The organism is Dietzia kunjamensis, assembly GCF_045689975.1.
Taxonomy (GTDB): domain Bacteria; phylum Actinomycetota; class Actinomycetes; order Mycobacteriales; family Mycobacteriaceae; genus Dietzia; species Dietzia kunjamensis.
Window position 1 is genome coordinate 3,413,316 of record NZ_CP143297.1, and the last position, 18,528, is coordinate 3,431,843.

20 protein-coding genes are annotated in these 18,528 nt (G+C 71.0%); 11 read left to right on the forward strand and 9 right to left on the reverse strand.

Annotation, left to right across the window (positions count from 1 at the left end):
• Window positions 1-15 precede the first annotated feature (15 nt).
• On the reverse strand, window positions 16-1,071 hold the full coding sequence (locus VZF99_RS16000; protein WP_407335333.1) for an ABC transporter ATP-binding protein: 1,056 nt from the start codon (window positions 1,069-1,071) through the stop codon (window positions 16-18).
• Between the two features lie 206 nt (window positions 1,072-1,277).
• Between VZF99_RS16000 and VZF99_RS16005 the strand changes: the two genes are divergently transcribed.
• Entirely contained in the window at window positions 1,278-3,392 is a 2,115-nt protein-coding gene (locus VZF99_RS16005) for a PhoX family protein (protein WP_407335334.1), read from the forward strand.
• Between the two features lie 53 nt (window positions 3,393-3,445).
• On the opposite strand, the gene VZF99_RS16010 is transcribed toward VZF99_RS16005, so the two are convergent.
• Window positions 3,446-4,258, reverse strand: coding sequence for an alpha/beta fold hydrolase (locus VZF99_RS16010; RefSeq protein WP_407335335.1), 813 nt, complete (start codon window positions 4,256-4,258; stop codon window positions 3,446-3,448).
• A gap of 112 nt (window positions 4,259-4,370) precedes the next feature.
• Here VZF99_RS16010 and VZF99_RS16015 point away from each other — a divergent pair, with 112 nt between their 5' ends.
• The 3 genes from VZF99_RS16015 to VZF99_RS16025 all read left to right on the forward strand — a co-directional run bounded on the left by VZF99_RS16015 (window position 4,371) and on the right by VZF99_RS16025 (window position 6,748).
• Window positions 4,371-4,916 carry a MarR family winged helix-turn-helix transcriptional regulator gene (locus VZF99_RS16015; protein ID WP_407335336.1) on the forward strand — a complete coding sequence of 182 codons (546 nt, stop codon included), beginning with the start codon at window positions 4,371-4,373 and terminating at the stop codon, window positions 4,914-4,916.
• Complete coding sequence (locus VZF99_RS16020; RefSeq protein WP_120285622.1) at window positions 4,913-5,587, forward strand: SDR family oxidoreductase; 675 nt, start codon at window positions 4,913-4,915, stop codon at window positions 5,585-5,587. The genes VZF99_RS16015 and VZF99_RS16020 overlap by 4 nt, the downstream gene beginning before the upstream one ends.
• Window positions 5,588-5,659: 72 nt before the next feature.
• On the forward strand, window positions 5,660-6,748 hold the full coding sequence (locus VZF99_RS16025) for a 2-dehydropantoate 2-reductase (protein WP_407335337.1): 1,089 nt from the start codon (window positions 5,660-5,662) through the stop codon (window positions 6,746-6,748).
• Window positions 6,749-6,787: 39 nt separating this feature from the next.
• Here VZF99_RS16025 and VZF99_RS16030 read toward each other — a convergent pair whose 3' ends face one another.
• Window positions 6,788-7,069, reverse strand: a complete 282-nt coding sequence (locus tag VZF99_RS16030; protein ID WP_067720093.1) for an Lrp/AsnC family transcriptional regulator — start codon at window positions 7,067-7,069, stop codon at window positions 6,788-6,790.
• Between the two features lie 38 nt (window positions 7,070-7,107).
• Between VZF99_RS16030 and VZF99_RS16035 the strand changes: the two genes are divergently transcribed.
• Complete coding sequence (locus VZF99_RS16035; RefSeq protein WP_407335338.1) at window positions 7,108-7,797, forward strand: AIM24 family protein; 690 nt, start codon at window positions 7,108-7,110, stop codon at window positions 7,795-7,797.
• Between the two features lie 56 nt (window positions 7,798-7,853).
• On the opposite strand, the gene VZF99_RS16040 is transcribed toward VZF99_RS16035, so the two are convergent.
• The gene (locus tag VZF99_RS16040) at window positions 7,854-8,228 is read right to left on the reverse strand and encodes an SgcJ/EcaC family oxidoreductase (protein ID WP_119192317.1); all 375 of its coding nucleotides are present in this window, start codon (window positions 8,226-8,228) and stop codon (window positions 7,854-7,856) included.
• A gap of 180 nt (window positions 8,229-8,408) precedes the next feature.
• Between VZF99_RS16040 and VZF99_RS16045 the strand changes: the two genes are divergently transcribed.
• Window positions 8,409-9,839, forward strand: coding sequence for a sugar porter family MFS transporter (locus VZF99_RS16045; RefSeq protein ID WP_407335339.1), 1,431 nt, complete (start codon window positions 8,409-8,411; stop codon window positions 9,837-9,839).
• 188 nt (window positions 9,840-10,027) lie between these two features.
• Here VZF99_RS16045 and VZF99_RS16050 read toward each other — a convergent pair whose 3' ends face one another.
• The gene (locus VZF99_RS16050) at window positions 10,028-10,639 is read right to left on the reverse strand and encodes a GyrI-like domain-containing protein (RefSeq protein ID WP_407335340.1); all 612 of its coding nucleotides are present in this window, start codon (window positions 10,637-10,639) and stop codon (window positions 10,028-10,030) included.
• Between the two features lie 172 nt (window positions 10,640-10,811).
• On the opposite strand from VZF99_RS16050, the gene VZF99_RS16055 reads away from it, so the two are divergent.
• Together VZF99_RS16055 and VZF99_RS16060 are read left to right on the forward strand one after the other, a co-directional pair.
• Window positions 10,812-10,994 carry a hypothetical protein gene (locus VZF99_RS16055; protein ID WP_182634119.1) on the forward strand — a complete coding sequence of 61 codons (183 nt, stop codon included), beginning with the start codon at window positions 10,812-10,814 and terminating at the stop codon, window positions 10,992-10,994.
• Entirely contained in the window at window positions 10,991-11,878 is an 888-nt protein-coding gene (locus VZF99_RS16060) for a hydrolase (protein WP_407335341.1), read from the forward strand. Before VZF99_RS16055 ends, VZF99_RS16060 begins: the two co-directional genes overlap by 4 nt.
• Before the next feature lie 7 nt (window positions 11,879-11,885).
• On the opposite strand, the gene VZF99_RS16065 is transcribed toward VZF99_RS16060, so the two are convergent.
• From VZF99_RS16065 to VZF99_RS16075, 3 genes are all read right to left on the reverse strand, one after another.
• The gene (locus VZF99_RS16065; RefSeq protein WP_259820778.1) at window positions 11,886-12,296 is read right to left on the reverse strand and encodes a helix-turn-helix transcriptional regulator; all 411 of its coding nucleotides are present in this window, start codon (window positions 12,294-12,296) and stop codon (window positions 11,886-11,888) included.
• Window positions 12,293-12,781: an SRPBCC domain-containing protein gene (locus VZF99_RS16070; protein WP_241504825.1), complete on the reverse strand. Its 489-nt coding sequence runs from the start codon at window positions 12,779-12,781 to the stop codon at window positions 12,293-12,295. Before VZF99_RS16070 ends, VZF99_RS16065 begins: the two co-directional genes overlap by 4 nt.
• Window positions 12,782-12,930: 149 nt before the next feature.
• Window positions 12,931-13,824, reverse strand: a complete 894-nt coding sequence (locus VZF99_RS16075; RefSeq protein ID WP_407335342.1) for an SDR family NAD(P)-dependent oxidoreductase — start codon at window positions 13,822-13,824, stop codon at window positions 12,931-12,933.
• Window positions 13,825-14,039: 215 nt separating this feature from the next.
• On the opposite strand from VZF99_RS16075, the gene VZF99_RS16080 reads away from it, so the two are divergent.
• The 3 genes from VZF99_RS16080 to VZF99_RS16090 all read left to right on the forward strand — a co-directional run bounded on the left by VZF99_RS16080 (window position 14,040) and on the right by VZF99_RS16090 (window position 17,388).
• A complete protein-coding gene (locus VZF99_RS16080) occupies window positions 14,040-15,269 on the forward strand; it encodes a lipase family protein (protein WP_407335343.1) in 1,230 nt (409 codons plus the stop codon).
• A gap of 278 nt (window positions 15,270-15,547) precedes the next feature.
• On the forward strand, window positions 15,548-16,417 hold the full coding sequence (locus tag VZF99_RS16085) for an alpha/beta fold hydrolase (RefSeq protein WP_120285743.1): 870 nt from the start codon (window positions 15,548-15,550) through the stop codon (window positions 16,415-16,417).
• A 113-nt stretch (window positions 16,418-16,530) separates the two neighbouring features.
• Window positions 16,531-17,388 (forward strand): hypothetical protein, encoded by an 858-nt coding sequence (locus tag VZF99_RS16090; protein WP_407335344.1) that lies wholly within the window; start codon window positions 16,531-16,533, stop codon window positions 17,386-17,388.
• Window positions 17,389-17,411: 23 nt separating this feature from the next.
• Here VZF99_RS16090 and VZF99_RS16095 read toward each other — a convergent pair whose 3' ends face one another.
• Window positions 17,412-18,134 (reverse strand): methyltransferase domain-containing protein, encoded by a 723-nt coding sequence (locus tag VZF99_RS16095; RefSeq protein WP_407335345.1) that lies wholly within the window; start codon window positions 18,132-18,134, stop codon window positions 17,412-17,414.
• Window positions 18,135-18,528 lie beyond the last annotated feature (394 nt).

The following is an 18,528-nucleotide window of genomic DNA, read 5'->3' on the forward strand; positions in this document are numbered from 1 at the left end:
CCCGGCCCCACGGGGTCAGCGCAGTCTGAGACCGGATTCCACGTCGAAGAACCGGACCTCGTGGTCGAGCGCCTCGAGGTACATGGTGTCGCTCTTGCGGGGGTGGTCACCCGACTCCGCCCGGTACACCACGGGGTGGTTGTCGCGGGTCGAGCAATGCAGGTAGCTGTCCGCCCCGAGCTCCTCCACCAGGTCCACCGTCACCTCCAGCCCGTGGCCTTCCGCGGCCATCCGCAGGTGCTCGGGCCGCACGCCGACGGTGACCCTCGACCCCGAGCCGGCGGGCACGGGCTCGCGGAACCCCTCGAGGTCCACCGCCCCGTCGGCGACCGGGGCGTCGAAGAGGTTCATGGACGGTGACCCGATGAAGCCGGCCACGAAGGCGTTGACCGGGTTGTTGTAGAGCTCGCGCGGGGCGTCGACCTGCTGGAGCACCCCGTCCTTGAGCACCGCGACGCGGTCGCCCATCGTCATGGCCTCGACCTGGTCGTGCGTCACGTAGATCATCGTGGTGTGCAGGTCCCGCTGCAGCTTGGCGATCTGTGCGCGCGTGGCCACCCGGAGCTTGGCGTCGAGGTTGGACAGCGGCTCGTCCATGAGGAAGACCTGCGGGTTGCGCACGATCGCCCGCCCCATGGCCACGCGCTGACGCTGGCCACCGGAGAGCTCCTTGGGCTTGCGGTCGAGGTACGGCACCAGGTCGAGCATCTCGGCCGCGCGGTCGACGCGCTCCGTGATCTCCGACTTGGACGCCTTGGCCAGCTTCAGGGCGAAACCCATGTTCTCGCGGACCGTGTAGTGCGGGTACAGCGCGTAGTTCTGGAACACCATCGCGATGTCGCGGTCCTTGGGCTCGGTGCCCGTCACGTCCCTGTCACCGATGAGGATCCGTCCCGCCGCCACGTCCTCCAGACCGGCCAGGGCGCGCAAGGTCGTCGATTTTCCGCAGCCGGAGGGTCCGACCAGGACGAGGAACTCGCCGTCGGCGATCTCCAGGTCCAGGCGGTCGACGCTGCGTCGCGCCGCCCCCGGATAGACGATGGACACGTTCTCGAAGGTCACCGAGGCCATGAGAAATATTTCCCTTCACCGGCAGGAACGTGCCGGACGATCCGAGATAGAGGGCGAACACGGGTGACTGTAGCGGCCCGGAGCGGAGTTCACCCGCACTGCGCACACAGTTCATCCGGGCGTGGCCCGCCCGCGATCGCCCGGTCGTCCCGCGCGCCTAGCGTGCATGCGTCCACTACGACTGTTGACGCCTCCAGGAGACTCGAATGTCCGTCCGCCGCCTGCTCCCGATCGCCACCGCCCCGACGCCGGGGATCTCCAACCGACAGCACGTGACCTGTGTCTACAAGTGCGGGGACCAGTGCGCCGCGCCGGTGCCCAACACCACCGACAACCCGTACTTCGGGGACATCGCCACCGAGATCAGCCGCCGCGGTGCGCTCAAGGCCGCGGGCGTCGTGGCGCTGGCGGTGGGCGCCACCCAGGTGCTGCCCGCGACCGCCGCGGCGCAGGGCTCGTCCGCCGCCGGCTCGCTCGGCCCCACCGGATCCACCGGCGGCGCGACGATCGACACGGGGTTCGCCCCGGTCGCGCCCAACACCGCCGACGCCGTCACCGTCCCGGCGGGATACTCGAGCGATGTTGTGATCCGGTGGGGCGACCCCGTACTGCCGGGCGCCCCGGAGTTCGACTTCGAGAACCAGACCGCTGCGGCGCAGGCCATGCAGTACGGCTACAACTGCGATCTGGCGGTGATGTTCCCGATGGACGACCGCGACGATCGCTTCCTGCTCACCGTCAACCACGAGTACACGACCGAGCCGTCGATGTTCCGCGGCTACGATTCCTCGGCCCCGACCCGCGAGCAGGTCGAGATCGCCTGGGCGGCCCACGGGCTGACGGTGGTCGAGCTGTCCAGCCGCGCCGGCGACGGCGGGCTCGACCCCGTCATGGGGTCCTACAACCGGCGCATCACCGCGACCACCCCGTTCGAGCTGCGCGGACCCGCCGTCGGCCCCCTGACCCGGACCACGGCCGACCCGACCGGCACCCGCGTGCTCGGCACGCTGAACAACTGCGCCGGCGGGCACACACCGTGGGGCACCGTCCTGTCCGGCGAGGAGAATTTCAACCAGTACTTCGGCACCACCGGGACGGTCACCGACCCGGAGCGACTCGAGGCCCTGCGCCGCTACGGCGTCTCCGTCTCCCGCTCGGGGCGCCGGTGGGAGGAGTTCGACGCCCGCTTCGACCCGGCCGCCGAGCCCAACGAGGTCAACCGCTTCGGCTACGTCGTCGAGGTGGATCCCTGGGATCCGACCTCGACCCCGGTCAAGCACTCCGCGATGGGCCGGTTCAAGCACGAGGGCGCCTCGGTCCACGTCACCGGTGACGGCACCGTCGTCGCCTATTCCGGTGACGACGAGCGCTTCGACTACCTCTACAAGTTCGTCTCCAGCCGCCGGATCACACCCGGTACCGGTTCGGCCGCGCGGACCGAGAACATGAAGATCCTCGACGAGGGCACCCTCTACGTGGCGACGTTCGCCGGCAACTCCCCCGCCGCGCAGATCGACGGCTCCGGGACGCTGCCCGCCGACGGCGCGTTCGACGGCACCGGCACCTGGATCCCGCTCCTGACCGTCGCGCCCGGCGGGAACGCCGTCTCACACGTGCCGGACATGACGCCGGAGCAGGTCGCGGTGTACACCCGCATGGCCGGCGACCGCGTCGGCGCCACCAAGATGGACCGCCCCGAGGACGTCGAGCCCAGCCCGACCACCGGCAAGGTCTACATGGCGCTGACCAACAACACCCGCCGCACGACCGCGAACGTGGACGAGGCCAACCCGCGGCACAACAACAAGCACGGTCAGGTCGTGGAGATCACCGACGACCACGCCGGCACCACCTTCGGCTGGAACCTGCTGCTGGTGTGTGGCGACCCGGCCGAGGCGGACTCCTACTTCGGCGGCTTCGACAAGTCGAAGGTCAGCCCCATCTCCTGCCCGGACAACGTCGCCTTCGACACGGCCGGGGGACTGTGGGTGTCCACCGACGGCAACGCCCTCGGCTTCAACGACGGCCTCTACTCGGTGGCGACCGAAGACCCGAACCGCGGCGAGACCAAGCTGTTCCTCACGGTCCCTGTCGGGGCCGAGACCTGCGGACCGCTGGTGTTCGACAACCGGGTGATCGTCAACGTCCAGCACCCCGGCGAGAAGGACGGCGCGTCGATCGAGAACCCCGCCTCGCACTGGCCCGACGGCGGCACCTCGCAGCCGCGGCCGTCGACCGTGGTCGCGTGGCGCAACGGGTTCTCCGGTGGCGCCGGCTCTCTCGGTTCGGGCTCCCTGCCGACGGGCCTGATCGGCTCCTGACGGCGGACGGCCGGGGCGGGTCGGGTCGGTCAGGCCCCGGCGGGCCGGGCCGGTCAGGCCCGACTGCCGGCCCGCGCGTACGCCAGGCCGCGCTCGGCGCAGGCGGCGATCGAGGCGGCGACGCCCTCCGGGTCGTCGGACATCGGCACGTGCCCGTCGGCGCTGACCTCGACCCTCGCCTGCGGGAACAACCGCGTGGCGAGTGAGACCTGCCGCACCGGCAGGACCATGTCGAACCGGCCCCACCGGATGGTGATCGGCAAATCTTCGTCGACGGGGGCGGAGAACACGAACGCCCGCCGGTCGGCCCGGTCGAGCACGGTGTTGGACACGATCGCCTCGCTGTCGATGGCCGCGGCCTCCGCCGGGTACCGCCACGGGCGGGCGCAGAACACCGCCATCATCACCGCGCGTCCGGCGGCCCGCTCGGTCAGGGCCGGGGTGTGGCGGCCGATCCGGCCGGCCGCCCGGCGGAGACTCCGGAAGACGCTCACCGTGTAGCGCCATTCGGCGTGCGAGCGGAAGAACCCCGCGGGCGACAGCGCGGTGACGCTGCTCGCCAGTCCGCGGGCGCCGAGCTCCAGCGCGAGGAAGCCCCCCAGGGAGTTGCCCGCGATGTGGGGGCGCTCCCCGGACGGGACGACCTCCTCCAGGAGGGTGACGAGCTCGGAGACGAAGTAGTCGAGCACGTCGCCGGTGTCCGGCAGGTCCGCGGACCGCCCGTGGCCGGGCAGGTCCACGACCACCACGCGGAAACGGTCCGCGAGCAGCGGCACGACCGGATCCCAGGCGTGCGCCCGGTGGCACACGCCGTGCAGTAGGACGATGGTCGGGCCGGCCCCGGCGATCTGGTGATACAAACCCATGCGATCAGTATCCACCCCGGGACGAGGTGGCGCCCCATGACGGGAGAAGTTCGGCCTAGATTCGGTGCCGCGAGGCTTCCGGGGCGGAAGCCGGTGTCGAGGGAGCAGGGTCATGGAGACGACGACGAGCGATCCGGCGATACGGGAAGGTGAGCCCGGGCGGGGACTCGCCGAGAAGTTCCGACCCATCCTGTTGCGCCTGGACCTGCTTGTCCGCCGGCAGAGCACCCAGTACGCGCTGAGTCGCGCGCAGACCTCGATCCTGCACACCCTGGCGTGCCACGGGCGGCTGCGGATGTCGGACCTCGCCCGACTCGAGAACGTCCGCGTACCGACCACCAGTAATTCGGTGAGCGTCATCGAGGCCATGGGGTACGTCGAGCGCGAACCCGACGCCTCCGACCGACGCGGGGTCTGTGTCCGCCTCACCGACCTGGGTCGGGCCCGCATCGAACAGGTCCTCGCCGATCGTGACCGGGACTTCGCCGAGCGGATGTCCTACCTGAGCCCCGAACACCGCGATCTGCTCTCCTCGGCGGTGCCCGCCCTCACCGCCCTCCTCGACGCCTTCGACGGCGATGTCGACGCCCTTCCCGACTCCCCGCAGCCCGTCCCGCTGCATTCCGACGCCCCCGGTCCGTCTAGCCTCGGGGCATGAGCACGGTTCTCGTCACCGGCGCCTCCCGCGGGATCGGGGCGGCGACCGCCCGCACGCTGTCCACCCACCACGACCTCGTCCTCGTGGGCAGGGACGTCGACGCACTGCGGGTCGTGGCCGCTGACTGCCGCTCAGCCCGGGTGGTGGAGGCCGACCTCACCACCGGTGACGGGATCGCGCGCGCCGCCCGCGACATCAGCACCCTCGACGGCCTCGTCCACTGCGCCGGGGTCGCCGAACTCGGCCGGATCGACGAGTCCGAGGCCGGCCAGTGGCGCCGGGCGTTCGAGGTCAACGTGCTGGCCGTCGTCGAGCTGACCCGGGCACTGCTCCCGGCGCTGCGCGCGGCACGGGGCCACCTCGTCGTCGTCAACTCCGGCGCGGGGACCACCGCCAAACCGGGCTGGGGCTCCTACAGCGCCTCCAAGTTCGCGCTGCGCGCCGTCACGGACACCCTTCGCGGCGAGGAACCCGACCTGCGCGTCACCTCCATCCACCCCGGCCGCGTGGACACCGACATGCAGCGCGCGATCGTCGCCGCCGAGGGCCGCGACTACGACCCGGGTGCCTTCCTCCGCCCGGAATCCGTGGCCACCGCCGTCCGGCAGGCACTGGAGTCCACTCCGGATTCACACCCCACCGAGGTGGTCCTGCGGCCGCGCCCGCACTGACTCCCCCGTCCGGCGGCCAGGTACGTCGAACGGCTCCCCCGCCGCCGCGCGTGTCGTAACCTCTGCACCACCATGACCAGCCCGAACCCTCCTCTTCGGATCACCGTGATCGGCGCGGGCGTGATCGGCTGCTACCTGGGCGGCCGGCTCGCCCGCCACGCCGACGTGACCCTGGTCGGGCGCCCCCACGTGCTCGACCCGATCCGGGCGGTGGGACTGACCGTCGAGTCCGGAGACGGCGAGGACGCCCGGCTCCACATCCCCGCCGACGCCCTCACCCTGGCCACCGGGCCCGAGAGCGTCCGCCGCTCGGACGTCGTGCTGGTGTGCACCAAGGCCGGGCAGACCGCCGCCGCCACCGCCGAGTTCGCACCGTTCCTCCGGCCGGACACGCTGGTCGTGGGCCTGCAGAACGGTCTGCACTCGGCGGACCTCATCCGGGAACTGGTCGACAGGACCACGGTGATCCCCGGCGTCATACCGTTCAATGTCGCGCGCATCGGGCCCGCTACCTATCGGCGGACCTCCACCGGGGTGATCCGGCTCGCCGAACACCCCATGGCCGTCCCGCTGATCCGCACCATGACGGCGGCCGAGCTGCCGGTGCGGCCCACCGACGACATCCAGGCGGTCCTCCACGGCAAGATCCTGCTCAACCTCAACAACGCCGTCCAGGCGCTGTCCGGACTCCCGCTGCGCACGGAGCTGCTGGACCGGGACCTGCGGCGCTGTGTCGCCCTGTGTCAGGCGGAGGCCAACCGCGTGTTCACCGCGGCCGGGGTGGTGCCGCGGGTGCCGCTGGCCATCCCCGCCGGCGCCCTCCCGGTGGTGATGCGGCTGCCCAACCCGCTGTTCCGCCGCCTCGCCCGGGCCGCGGTCCGCGTCGACGCGGACGGCACCTCGTCCATGACGGACGATCTCGTGCGCGGCCGGCCCACCGAGGTCGAGTACCTGCAGGGCAAGGTCGTGAAGATGGCCGGTCAGCTCGGACTGGGGGCTCCGGCCTGCGCGCGGATGGTGGAGCTGGTGCACGAGGCCGAGGCGGCCGGCGAGGACCGGCGGCAATGGACCGGCAGGGAACTCCTCACCGAGCTTCAGCGGGCCCGACGCCGGGCCCGCCGCCTGGCCCGGATACAGCAGATGACCGGCCAGCCGACCTGACTCCCGGTCCCCGTAGCCGGTTCGGCCCCCGTACCCGGTTCAGTCCTCGTACCCGATCGAGAACGCGGCCTCGAGATCGTGCTTGGACTGGGTGCGGAACGCGATGTGGGTCTCGGTGTCCACCACGCCGGGGACCTTGTTGAGGCGGTCCGAGACGATGTCGGCGATCTCGTCGTTGCGCCGGGCCCGCACCAGCACGATGAGGTCGATGGTGCCGGTGACCGAGTAGACCTCGGAGACTCCGTCGATATCGGCGATGGCCCCGGCGACCTCGGGGATCCGCGCCGTCTCGGCATGGACGAAGACGATTGCGGTGATCATGACCCCAAGGCTAGTGGAGCGGGCGTACCGTGTGCGCCATGATCCACGGGGACCTCCTCCAGTCGGCGCGCGAGACGGAGACGAACCGCCCGTTCGCCCTCCAGAACTCCAAGATGCTCAAGGCGACGCTCGCCGACCAGCCGATCCTCGCGCGGACCGGATCGATGGTCGCCTACCAAGGGCAGGTCGGGTTCGAGAACGTCGGCAGCGGCGGGATCGGCAGGATGTTCAAGGCGGCGGCGACGGGGGAGGGTGTGCCCCTCATGCGCTGCACCGGGCGGGGTGAGCTGTTCCTCGCCGACCAGGCCTCCGAGGTCCAGGTCCTCTACCTGGAGGACGACATGATCTCGGTCAACGGTGCGAGCGTGCTGGCGTTCTCCGAGGGGATCGCGTGGGACATCCACCGCATCGCCGCCAAGGGCGCCGTGATGACCGGCGGGTTGTTCAACGTCTCCCTGCGGGGGACCGGGTTCGTGGCGGTGACCACCAAGGGCCAGCCGGTCGCGCTCGACGTGACCTCCGCGCCGACGTTCGCCGATCCCCAGGCCGTGGTCCTGTGGACCGCCGGGGTGACGATGGACGTCCGAGTGGACACGGGCGGGGTGAAGTCCCTGCTCCGGGGCGGGTCCGGGGAGACGTTCCAGTTGGCGTTCGGCGGCGCGGGACTGGTGGTCGTGCAACCGTCGGAGAACGTGCCCCAGGGGGCCGGGAGCCAGGGCGGCGCGTAGTCCCGCGCGCCCCGGCGACCCCGGCCGGGGCCGGAGCGGGGTTCAGGGGCATCGGGTCAGCGCATATTCTCCGGGGTCCAGTAGGCGCGCATCGAGGTGACCTTGCCCTGCTCGTCGTGGGTCATGAGGTCCCACACGTTGATGGTGGCCTTGGAGTCGGCGTCGAAGTGCGTGGTGATCTCGAAGTTGAACAGCAGGTCGTTTCCGCATACGCGGGCCTCGAGCACCTCGCCCTCGATCTTCATCGCCACGACGCTGGCGTAGAACTCGCGGATGGCGGCCTTGCCCTCGTGGACGGTGCCGTTGCCCACCGGGTCCTCGACGGTGGCGCCCTCGGCGTAGAGGTTCATCACGGCCTCGAGGTCGCCCGCGGTCAGTGCCGCGATGTAGGAGTCGGCGGTGGAACGGATCTGGTCGGGTGAGGCGCTCAAGGCGGTGGCCCTTTCGGTGACGACGACGAGGTGACCCCGAGCCTAGAACGTGTTCTCGCCCCGTGGGGGCGGACCGGGCGGAACAACGGTTTCCTTTATCGCTTGCGTCACTTGCACCGCGTGCCTACGCTCCCTTCACCACCTGGAGCAGGTGAGTCGGACGACAGAGCGGGGTACGTCATGTCCACGCAGCAGACCTCACCCACACCCGCCGAGGAGGAGACATTCAACACCGGCCGGGTGGTGCTCATCTCCCTGGTCGCGGCGTTGGGCGGCTTCCTGTTCGGCTTCGACACCGCGGTGATCAACGGTGCCGTGGACGCCGTCCAGGAGACTTTCGAGATGAACGCCGGGTTGACCGGCTTCGCCGTGTCCTCCGCCCTGCTCGGGTGCATGGTCGGCGCTTACGTCGCCGGTCGTCTGGCCGACCACTGGGGTCGCACCCGCGTGATGATCCTCGCGTCGGTGCTGTTCACCGCGAGCGCCCTGGGGACCGGGTTCGCCTTCGGCCCCGTCGACCTCATCATCTGGCGGCTGGTCGGCGGGCTCGGGGTGGGCGCGGCGTCCGTCATCGCACCGGCCTACATCGCCGAGGTCGCCCCACCGGCGATCCGCGGTCGGCTGGGATCGCTGCAGCAGCTCGCGATCGTCTCCGGCATCTTCGTCGCACTGCTCTCCGACGCCTGGCTGGCCGGCATCGCGGGCGGCGCGATCGAGGAACTGTGGTTCGCCGCCGAGGCGTGGCGGTGGATGTTCTGGGCGGAGGTGATCCCCGCCGTGACCTACGGGGTGCTCGCGCTGACCATCCCCGAATCACCGCGCTACCTGGTGGGCAAGGGCATGGTCGACCGGGCCCGCGAGGTCCTCCGCTCCATTCAGCAGGGTGGTGTCGACTCCCGGATCAGGGAGATCCGCGCGACGGTCCGCGACGACCGCAAGCGCTCGTGGCGCGACCTGGTCAAGCCGGGCGGGGTCAACCTGCTGCCCATCGTGTGGATCGGCATCATCCTGTCGGTCTTCCAGCAGGCAGTGGGCATCAACGTGATCTTCTACTACTCCACCTCGCTGTGGCAGTCGGTCGGCTTCACCGAGGAGGACGCGCTCACCCAGACGGTCATCACGTCCGTGACGAACATCGTGGTGACGATCGTGGCGATCGCACTCATCGACAAGATCGGCCGCCGCAAGCTCCTCATCACCGGGTCGGTGGGCATGACGATCTCGCTGGCCGTGATGGCGCTGATGTTCAGCACCGCGACCATGGGACCGGGCCCGGACGGCGAGCTCGCCCCACAGCTCGCCGACACCCAAGGGCTGATCGCGCTCATCGCCGCGAACGGGTTCGTCGTGTTTTTCGGCATGTCGTGGGGCCCGGCCGTGTGGGTGCTGCTCGGCGAGATGTTCAACAACCGCATCCGCTCCGCGGCCCTCGGCCTGGCGGCGGCCGCGCAGTGGCTGGCGAACTTCGCCGTGTCGACCGCGTTCCCGCCGATGGCCGAGTTCAGCCTGACGTTCACCTATGGCTTCTACGCGGTCTCCGCGCTGCTGTCGCTGTTGTTCGTGGCGAAGTTCATCCCGGAGACCAACGGTCGGTCTTTGGAGGACATGTAGCGGCGCGGCCTACCCCGCCGCCCGGCCCGGCCCGTCGACCGCAGCGACGGCGCTGGGCGGCGACGGCCTGTGAGCGCTCGCCGAGAAGAGGAATTCGCGCACTGCTTCTCGAGAGATACAGGCGAAATCTTCTGCTCGGCGACGGGCGACGGGCGGGGGGCTGCAGGCGGCGGGCCACGAACCCCGGGTCAGGCGGCGTCGTCCGGGGTGTAGGCGGGGCAGAACAGGTCGGTCCGCAGGGTGGCCGGATCCATGTCCGGGCTCGGCTCGGTCACGTAGACCTCCCAGAACGGGCTGCCCGGCGCGCGCCCCATCGCGCCGATCGCGCCCATGAACTCGCCCCAGGCCTGCCCGAGCCCGTCGTAGGAGCCGAGATGACTGGTCACCGCCACGTCCCCGGCCGGGAGCTCGGACGCGATGACCTGCATCCCGTCGATCTCGGACGGCTCGTCGGGGTGCAGCTCGGCCAGCGGTCGCGCCAGGGGGAACCCGATCTCCAGGTCCGCGGCGGGTTCGGGTTCCTCGGTGGTGCGCGTGTAGAGCGCGAACGCCGGCCCGGCCGGGGTGACGCCGGCGGCGAACAGGGCCGGGAAGGCCGTGCCGAAGGCCGAATCGAAGAACCCGGCGATCGTGGCCATGGGCACGCCGGTGGCGCGGACGACGGCGGTCGGCACGGCCGGTGCACGCAGCAGCCGCACCCCGTCCACCGGCTCGGGCCCGAGGTCGGGGTACCCGGGCGGCGGGTCGGCCGGCGCGGCGTCGCGTGGGTCGTGGGACGGGGAGGATGACGACGACGACATGGTGTGCCCTCTCGCTGCGGCGGCGGTCTGTCCAGTGTGCGCCGCGGACGGCCACCAGGGAAGACCCGCCGGGCAGCGGGCACCGCGCACCTGCGGGGCCTGCCACTGCGGCGCGGGTGGGTCGGGGGCCGCGACGGATGCGGCAGTCGCGCGCGGCGGGGACAATCGTGGCATGCCCCACTACCGCCTCCACACCCCCGACCAGACGATCGACCTCGGCGACTTCGACAACGCCCAGGAGGCACTTGAGTCCGCTGTCTCCAGCCAGTCCGAGAAGCTCCCCGTCGACGGGTCGCTCGAGCTGCAGATAGGCGACGACTGGCATGCCGTCGACATCGAGGGGGACATGCCGTGAGCCACGGTCGCGGTGCGGGCGCGGGCGGCGCACCCGTGGGCTCGGTGACCCAGTGCGCGACCTGCGGGGTCGAGCGCGCGGAGCCGCTACCGGAGGTGTGCCCGATCTGCGCGGACGAGCGCCAGTACGTGCCGTCCGGTGGGCAGCGGTGGACCGACCCGGAGGAGTCCCGGGCCCGGGGCGCGTCGATCGAGTTCGCCGAGCGCGAGACCGACGTCCTCAACCTCGTGCAGATCAACTGCCCCGGCATCGGACAGAAGCCGGCGCTCATCCGCACCGAGCACGGCAATGTGCTGGTCGAGGCGCCGAACTACATCAGCGAGGAGGCCGTCGCCGCGGTGCGCGGGTGGGGCGGCCTCGCCGCGATCATCGCCTCGCATCCGCACATGTACGGGGTGCAGTCGCTGTGGTCGGCGGCGTTCGACGACTGCCCGGTCTACGTCTCCGCGCCGGACGAGCAGTGGCTGGGCCTGCGGCCGGGCAACACGGTGATGTGGGGCGGGGGCCACGCCGCGGACCCGGCGGAGGGCGGCGAGATCGAGATCGTGCCCGGCGTGCGCGCGTCGCAGCCCGGCGGGCATTTCCCGGGCAGCGTGGTGGTTCACTGGACCGCCCCCGACGGTCGCGGCGTGCTGTTCACCGGTGACACGATCGGTTCGGTCGCGGATCCGGGGTGGGTGACCTTCATGCGCTCGTTCCCCAACTGGATGCCGCTGTCCGGCGCCGTCGTCCGCCGGATCGCCGACCACGTCTCGCATTACGACTTCGACCGCATCTACAGCAACTTCGGCGGCTGCGTGCCGCGGGACGCCCGCGGTGCCGTCCAGCGCTCGGCGGAGCGCTACGCCGCCTGGGTCGACGGCGAGTTCGACCACCTCACCTGACCTGCGGTCACTCAGCGCGCCGGGAGTGCTCGGCGTGTTCGGTGCGCTGGGCGTGCTCAGCGCGCTGCTTGACCAGGGCGAGCCTGCGATCCCAGCCCCGGGACACCGCGCCGAGCAGATCGGAGATCTCCCGTATCCGATCGGGCCGCACCGCGTGGACCTGCCGTCGCTGCTGTGGGCTCGCGGTGACGAGCCCCGATTCCACCAGTATTCGCAGATGCTTGGCCACCGCCTGCCTGCTGATCCCGAGGTCGGCGGCCACCGCGCCGGCGTCGTCCGGCCGATCGGCCAGACGGACGAGGATGCGGCGGCGGGTCCGGTCGGCGAGAGCGGCAAAGACGCCGTCCGCCTCGGGCGCGAGCAGGCCCGACAGCCCCTCCCCCTCGGCCTCGCGGGAGTCGGTGGGGACGTCGCTCACGCCTGATCCTCGGCCCGGCGCCGGGCGAGGTCGAGTTCGGTCGCCCACCCGGCGGAGTTCTCCTCGAACCGCTGGCGGCGCACCACCGCGTCGCTGCTCAAACCGGCGAATCCGGTCTCCCGCACCGTGAGCACCACGCCGGAACCCTGCGGCTCGACGGTGAACTCGATTGTGTTGGACGGGAACTCGTCGACGCTGCCGACCTGCCCGCCCAGCCAGCGGAACACCGCCCGGCGGGGCGGGTCCAACTCGACGGTGCGGATGCTGAACTCGCCGTGCACCGGGTCCACCACGCGCGAGACGTCACCCTCGGTGGTGATCTCGTGCTCGGTCCACTCGCCGTCGTTGATGAACCATCCCGGTTCCGAGACGATGCCCCACACGGTCTGCGCCTCGGCGTCGATGCGGATGCTGCGGACGATCTCGTCCGGCACGTCGTCGGTGGTCGTATCGGGTCCGGTTCCGGCCATTCGGTTCTCGCTCATCGGACTTCCCTCCCTCGCGGTGCGTTCCGCTCGGTGAATGCTGGGTCGCGGGGTGCACCTGTGCTTCCACGATCGCACGTGCGCAGCCGTAGTGCAACCTTTTGGTTGCACTAACCCGCGCGCGACCCCGCGAGCTGCTCGCGGCGGCCTCAGTCCGTCGCCGTTTCCGCCGCGGCGAACTCCCAGAAGCGCTCCGCGATCGCCGGGTCCGACGCCTCGGTGCTGCGTCCGATGAGCGCCGGCATCCCCCGCAGGTGCTGCATCGCGTCCGGCCCTGTGTAGCTGCACGGCGGCAGCGGACGGGTTGCGGCGAACATCGTCGTGAGCGCGGCCTGCGCGGCGGGCTGGGCGAAGAGCGAACACACGCCGGTCACCACCCGGTCGATCGCCGCACTTCCGGTCGCATTGGAGATCCCCGTGGCCGCCCAGCCGGGGTGGGTGAGCTGCACGTCCACCCCCGCCGCAGCCGCCTCGGCTCTCCCGTCCCGCAGCCGCTGGTCCAGCGCCAGCCCCCACAGCATGTCCGCCAGCTTGGATTGCGCGTACGCCGCGGCGGGCGTCCAGCGCCGATGCCGGAAGTGGGGGTCCGCGGCGTCGAACCTGCCCGGCTTGTGGGCGTTGGAAGCGACGATCACGACTCGTCTGCGCACCAGCGGCAGCAGGAGTTCGGTGAAAAGGAACGGACCGAGCACGTTGACGCCGAGCACCATCTCGAACCCGTCCGCCGTCTCCTGCCGACGCGGGGTGATGAGGCCCGCGTTGTTGACCAGCACGTCGACCGGCTCCGGCTCACCGCCCAGCAACTCGGCGGCCGCCCGACGGACGCTCTCGAGCGAGGCGAGGTCGACCTCCACCACCCGGGACTCTCCGGGCAACTGCGCCGCCACCTGCCGCCCGCGCTCGGTGTCGCGGACGGCGAGGATCACCCGCGCTCCCGCCCGGGACGCGGCGCGGGCCGTCTCCAACCCGACCCCACTCGTCGCGCCGGTGATGAGCCAGGTCTGGCCGGTCAGGTCTGGGAGGTCAATCGTCTTCTGGGGCACGAGCGCAGCGTACGTCGCGTCCCGCCCGAAAGCGGTCGTGGCCACGGCGGAAATGGTCGTCGCCGTCGTGACGAGTCGGAGGTCCCAGCCCCGTGGCGACCGCCGAGAACGCCACGATCACGACCAGAATTCTGCCGGGGCCGACATGAGGCGGCACGTGCCGAAACCGCAGGCAACACGGGGTCGAAGCGGGCGGAACGGACTACCCTCCGGGTATGAACTCCGTCACCCCTCCGCGCTCCTCCGCCACCCGCTCGCGCCGCCCGCTGGCAGCGGCGACTGCGGCCCTCGTCGTCGTCGCCTCCCTCACCGCTCCGACCGCGAACGCGCAGCCCGCGCCCAACCCCGCGCCCACCTGGTCCGGGCTCGATACCCGCGAGTGGAACCAACCCGTCCCCTCCCCCGGCGTCGCCGCGGCGACGGTCCCGCTCGACCCCGCGCTCTCCCTGCCGCAGGCCGGGCGGGCGGTACGGCAGGCGTACGGGACGATCGACCAGCACGGCCGCAACGCGATCGCCACGTCCGCGGTGTTCCTGCCGCACGGCACCCCACCACCGGGCGGCTGGCCCGTCGTCGCCTGGGCACACGGCACCACCGGCCTCGGCGACGACTGCGCTCCGTCCACCCAGCCACGCTCCGAGCGCGACGCCGAGTACCTCGGCCACTGGCTGGACCGTGGGTATGCCGTGGTGGCTTCGGACTACGTGGGCCTCGGCACCCCCGGGCTGCTCAGCTACCTCAACGGGCAGGCCACCGCGAGAGGGATCGTCGACTCGATCGTCGCCGCGCGCGCGGACGGGCTTCCGCTGTCCGCCAGGTGGGGCCTCGTCGGCCAGTCGCAGGGCGCCGGCGCCGCGCTCGTCACCGCGACCCGCGCCACCGAACTCGGCGCGCAGGCTGGCCTGGACTACCGGGGCGTTGTGGCGACCGGCGCGCCGGCAAATATCGAGCATTTGTTCCAGTGGGGCGGCCCGGGATTCCCTCCGGTGCAGCTGCCGACCGGGCTCAATACCTATGCCATGTACATCCTCGCCGGGTTCCGCGACCAGCACCCGGAACTCGGCATCAACGGGTTCCTCACACCGCAGGGTCGCGAGATGGTCGACGCCGCCGAGACGCTGTGCTACTCCGCGATGCGGGAGAAGGTCGGCGATTTCCAGGTCTCACAGGCGCTGGCGCGACCGCTGCAGGAGATCCCCGACGTCTTCGGACACCTCCGCCGCTACATGGGCACGCCGGCAATGGGCTACGACCGGCCCGTGTTCCTCGGCCAGGGACTGCTCGACATGGACGTCCCCGCCCCCTCGGCGCTGTCGCTCGCCGCCGAGATGACACTCAACCGGCAGCCGCTCGAGCTGCACGTCTACCCGGACCGGGACCACAGCGGGACCGTCTACGCCGCCATCCCGGACGCCACCGCGTTCCTCGACCGCGTCATGAGGTGACGCCGGGGTGACGAGCACGGGGTGGCCAGTCGGTCACCGCTACCCCCATCTACAGCGGGTGTCCATATGCGGCATTTCATAACTGCAGGCCAACGGCACCGCGACCAGAGCTGGCAATGTAACACCCGTCATAATTGTTACCGACTTGTCACCCGGCGCGATTTCAGGTTAGAGTTTCGCCATCGCCGCGCGGGGATGTTTCAGGGACTCCCCGCGCGGCTGACTGAATTTCGGACGACGGTAGGATTCCTAGAACCTGTTCTAGTAGCGTGGTGGTCATGAGCGCCCTCGACTTCGAGTCCACCAGCAAGACCATCACCGCCGGCCGCTTCGAGCTGCACTACCACGAAGCGGGCGAGCAGAGCGTCGCCGAGCCCGAGAGCGCGGTCCCCGTCCTCTTCCTGCACGGATCCGGCCCCGGCGTGACCGCGTGGTCCAACTTCGCCGGCAACTTCCCCGTCTTCGCCGAGCGTTTCCACACCATCCTGCTGGACATGCCGGGATTCGGGAAGAGCTCCGACCTGGAGTGGGAGAAGGCCTACCCGCTCATCGCCGCCGAGGCGATCGACGCGTTCTGCGAGGCCAAGGGCATCGAAAAGGTCGACATCATCGGTAACTCCATGGGTGGCAACGTCGCCTGCGAGACCGCTCTCGCCTACCCGCACCGCGTCCGCAAGATGGCGCTCATGGGCCCCGGCGGCCTGGCCGCTCCCCTGTTCACGCCCGAGCCGAGCGAGGGATCGCGTCGGCTGTTCGAGTTCCTCGCGGAGCCGTCCGACAAGGCCATGGCGGCCTGGGTCGACACGATGGTCGGCAACAAGAAGGTCGTGGACGAGGACCTCATCCGCGCCCGCACCGAGGCCGCCACCGCTCCGGGCGCCGTCGAGCGGATGTACTCCGTGTTCGGCTCGATCCTCAAGCCCGAGAACGCCTACACGCCGCTGTACGCCCGCGCCTCGCAGATCCGGCAGGAGACCATGCTCATCTGGGGCCGCGACGACCGCATGCTCCCCTACGAGCAGGCCCACTTCGCGTTCCGCCAGCTCCCGCGCGCCGAGCTCCACGCCTTCTCGCGGTGTGGCCACTGGGCGATGATCGAGCAGAAGGACAAGTTCGAGCGCCTCGTGATCGACTTCCTGCTCAACTGACCCGGCGGCGGCGCGGGCCGGGCGCCGGTGCGGCCGCGGGAGCCAGTCGCGGTGTCCGGTCGCGGCAGTGCCGGGGCAGTGTCGCGGCAGGGGCGAGGCGTTAGCCTCGGACCATGACCGACACGCCGCAGCCCGACCAACCCGCCGTCGACCCGCAGACCGGCGAGGATCTGTCGTGGAAGCAGACCCCGGTGGCGATCGTCCTGCTCGACCGGCCCGCCCCCGGCCACGACGAGGTCGGTGAACTCCTCACCGAGATCTTCGAGGGGTCGTACGAGGTCGAGCGGGGCAGCGACGACGACCCCGCCACCGCCGTCTACGTCGAGGACGCGACGGTCATCGTGTCCGCGGTCGACGCGCCGGTGCCCGAGGCCATCGAGTACACGCGTGACCTGGCCGCCTGGAACGGCGGCGAGGCCGTGGTGGAGACGCACCGGTCCCAGGTCGTCATGGCGGCGTTCCGGTGGGGACCGATCGGGGACGACGGCGAGCCGGGCGAACCCGAGTACCTGGACCCCCGGCTCGACACGCTCCGTTGCGAGTTGGCGGTCGCGAACGTCACAGCAGCCCTGACCGCGCTGCCCGGCGCTGTGGCCGTGAGCGTGGGCGGCGCCGCGGCGACCCTGCCGGCCGGCCCGTACCGCGATCTCGTGACGGGCAACCCCGTGCCGGCGCCGGCGCTCGTCGGGGTGCGGGCCGGGATGCAGACCGAGACCACCTCGTGCGTCTACACCAGCGGGTTGGGCCGGTTCGGCCGGATGGACCTCGAGCGACTCGACGTGGACGCTCCGCCCGCGGCCGTCTACGCCGAGATGTGCAACCTCGTGGCCTACTCGCTGGCCACCGGGACGATCTTCCAACCCGGCCTGACCCTCGAGGTGGGCGGCCCACAGCCGCTCGTCGCCACCGCCGGGGTCTCACCGTTCACCGGGCAGGAGATCCTCCGGTTGGCGCCCGCCGACCAGCCGTGAACCCTGCCGGCCGGCCATGAACCCTAGGGGCGCTGGCGGCCGTTCCGCTCGACGACCAACCGCGTGGTGGCGGCCAGCTGGAACGGCCGGATCACCGGCTCGATGCGGCTGAACAGCCGCTCCTTCTTGAGCTTGGCGATTACACTGCGCACCAGTTCCGGCAGCGGGTTCCCGGCGTGGTCGACCAGCGGGTAGATCCGCACCTCCGGCGCCACGCGGGCCATCTCCACGATCGCGTCGACATGGTCGGCCAGATCCATGCGGTCGGCGTAGGTGAACAGCAGGTGCGAGCACAGCACCAGGTCGGCCGAGTCATCGGCGAGAGGGAGCGAGGGCAGGGCCCCGGCCACGTACCGCTCGGGGGCGGTGGCCAGGTGGCCCAGCATCCGGTCGGCCGCCGAGCGGCGTATGACCTCGTGCCCCACGACCCCGCCGCGGACGTCCCAGTCATAGTCGAATTCGCGCGCATGCTTCTGGGCCAGGGACCGCTCGACGTCCTCAAGGATCCGGCCGCGGAGGTCGTCCGCGCCGAGCGCGTACTGCGGGTCCACCGCGACGGCGTCGCCGCCGGCCGCACAGATCTCGGCCACCGCGCTGGCCGCGCCACCGGGGCAGTCGACGATGCGCCCCTTCAGGTCGGCCTCGTCCAGGCCGAACATATCGGTGTACTCGTCCAGCGACCGTGCACTGACGAGGACATCGGTGTCCTCGAGCGCGTGGAAGGTGGTGTGGGGACTTGCGGTCACCTGGGGACTCTCCTGAAGTCGGCTGGCCCGGTCCTGTTCCGGGCCGTGGGGTCTGAGGCGTTGACCCGGGTTCCGTCGGAGACCGCCTCGCATGGCGGATGCGGCCCGACCGATCCCGGCGGGCCCTCGCATCGTCGGTACTACGCCAAGACGGCGTGGGCGATGCGGGACCACGTCGGTCCGGATCGCCAGCACATCAGCACGTCTTTGGGCACGCTCTCACCGTAACAGCGGGGTCGGACACCGGCCACCGAAATGTTCACGGTGATCAGAATGGGCTGCCACACGAGGGACCGGACGGCCGTGAGGTGGGACACACCTACGACTCGACACGCGTTAGGGTTCTGTCCCAACGGCGCGGGCCCACTGCCGCGCGGTCTCGACCCCGGGAGCA

What these genes read in the sequence shown, in the direction of transcription:
- VZF99_RS16000 (WP_407335333.1), bottom strand. Translation starts at nt 1,071, where the DNA reads ATGGCCTCGGTGACCTTCGAGAACGTGTCCATCGTCTATCCGGGGGCG.
- VZF99_RS16005 (WP_407335334.1), top strand. Translation starts at nt 1,278, where the DNA reads ATGTCCGTCCGCCGCCTGCTCCCGATCGCCACCGCCCCGACGCCGGGG.
- VZF99_RS16010 (WP_407335335.1), bottom strand. Translation starts at nt 4,258, where the DNA reads ATGGGTTTGTATCACCAGATCGCCGGGGCCGGCCCGACCATCGTCCTA.
- VZF99_RS16015 (WP_407335336.1), top strand. Translation starts at nt 4,371, where the DNA reads ATGGAGACGACGACGAGCGATCCGGCGATACGGGAAGGTGAGCCCGGG.
- VZF99_RS16020 (WP_120285622.1), top strand. Translation starts at nt 4,913, where the DNA reads ATGAGCACGGTTCTCGTCACCGGCGCCTCCCGCGGGATCGGGGCGGCG.
- VZF99_RS16025 (WP_407335337.1), top strand. Translation starts at nt 5,660, where the DNA reads ATGACCAGCCCGAACCCTCCTCTTCGGATCACCGTGATCGGCGCGGGC.
- VZF99_RS16030 (WP_067720093.1), bottom strand. Translation starts at nt 7,069, where the DNA reads ATGATCACCGCAATCGTCTTCGTCCATGCCGAGACGGCGCGGATCCCC.
- VZF99_RS16035 (WP_407335338.1), top strand. Translation starts at nt 7,108, where the DNA reads ATGATCCACGGGGACCTCCTCCAGTCGGCGCGCGAGACGGAGACGAAC.
- VZF99_RS16045 (WP_407335339.1), top strand. Translation starts at nt 8,409, where the DNA reads ATGTCCACGCAGCAGACCTCACCCACACCCGCCGAGGAGGAGACATTC.
- VZF99_RS16050 (WP_407335340.1), bottom strand. Translation starts at nt 10,639, where the DNA reads ATGTCGTCGTCGTCATCCTCCCCGTCCCACGACCCACGCGACGCCGCG.
- VZF99_RS16055 (WP_182634119.1), top strand. Translation starts at nt 10,812, where the DNA reads ATGCCCCACTACCGCCTCCACACCCCCGACCAGACGATCGACCTCGGC.
- VZF99_RS16070 (WP_241504825.1), bottom strand. Translation starts at nt 12,781, where the DNA reads ATGAGCGAGAACCGAATGGCCGGAACCGGACCCGATACGACCACCGAC.
- VZF99_RS16080 (WP_407335343.1), top strand. Translation starts at nt 14,040, where the DNA reads ATGAACTCCGTCACCCCTCCGCGCTCCTCCGCCACCCGCTCGCGCCGC.
- VZF99_RS16085 (WP_120285743.1), top strand. Translation starts at nt 15,548, where the DNA reads ATGAGCGCCCTCGACTTCGAGTCCACCAGCAAGACCATCACCGCCGGC.
- VZF99_RS16090 (WP_407335344.1), top strand. Translation starts at nt 16,531, where the DNA reads ATGACCGACACGCCGCAGCCCGACCAACCCGCCGTCGACCCGCAGACC.